At 75.9% G+C, this 798-nt stretch carries 1 protein-coding gene; it reads left to right on the top strand.

All coding sequences use genetic code 11. From position 1 onward, the window contains the following. Positions 1 to 58: 58 nt before the first annotated feature. Positions 59 to 798 (top strand): GTPase (locus F2B26_RS16515; RefSeq protein WP_201292803.1); only part of this gene is annotated, 740 nt, incomplete at its 3' end.

Here is a 798-nt window from a genome sequence, read left to right as displayed (position 1 = left end):
CCGGGGGAGCGGGGCTGCGCGGCTGGTGGCGGCGGCTCACCGGCCGGGGCGGACGTCGATGAGCCGCTCGCCGGGGCTCACCGAACGGCTCGACCTGCTCGGTGAGGCGCTCGAGGCCGGTCGAGGCGCGTTGCCGCCCGCACTCCTCGACGAGGGTGACCAGCTGCTGGCGACGGCGCGCGAACGCCTCGGGCTGGCCGGTGAGGCGACCGTCGTCGCCCTCGCCGGTGCCACCGGATCGGGCAAGTCGAGCCTGTTCAACGCCCTGGCCGGTAGTGCACTGGCACCGGCCGGCCCGACCCGGCCGACGACGGGCGAGGCCGCCGCGGCGCTGTGGGCGAGCGACCCGGAGGTGGCCCACGAGCTGCTCGGTTGGCTCGACGTCGGGGTGCGCCACGTCCTGCCACCGCGCGACGGGCTGCCCGCCGACCTCGTGCTCCTCGACCTGCCCGACCACGACTCGGTCGCCGTGGCCCATCGCGAGGTCGCCGAGCGGCTCTACCAACGGGTCGACCTGCTCGTCTGGGTGCTGGACCCGCAGAAGTACGCCGACGGCGTGCTGCACGAGCGGTACCTGCGTCCGTTGTCCGCCCTCGCACCGGTCATGGTGCTCGTGCTCAACCAGGCGGACCGGCTCACCCCCGACGAACGTGCCGCGTGCCTGCAGGACCTGCGTCGACTGGCCGCGGCGGACGGTCTGGGCCGGGTGCCTGTGCTGGCCGTGAGCGCCCGGACCGGCGAGGGAGTGGACGAGCTGCGTGGCCTGCTCGCCGCGGCGGCCGCCCGGCGCCGGGCCAT

It is taken from the genome of Cellulomonas citrea (assembly GCF_009829685.1).
GTDB lineage: Bacteria > Actinomycetota > Actinomycetes > Actinomycetales > Cellulomonadaceae > Cellulomonas > Cellulomonas citrea.
This window is presented reverse-complemented; position numbering and strand designations above follow the sequence as displayed.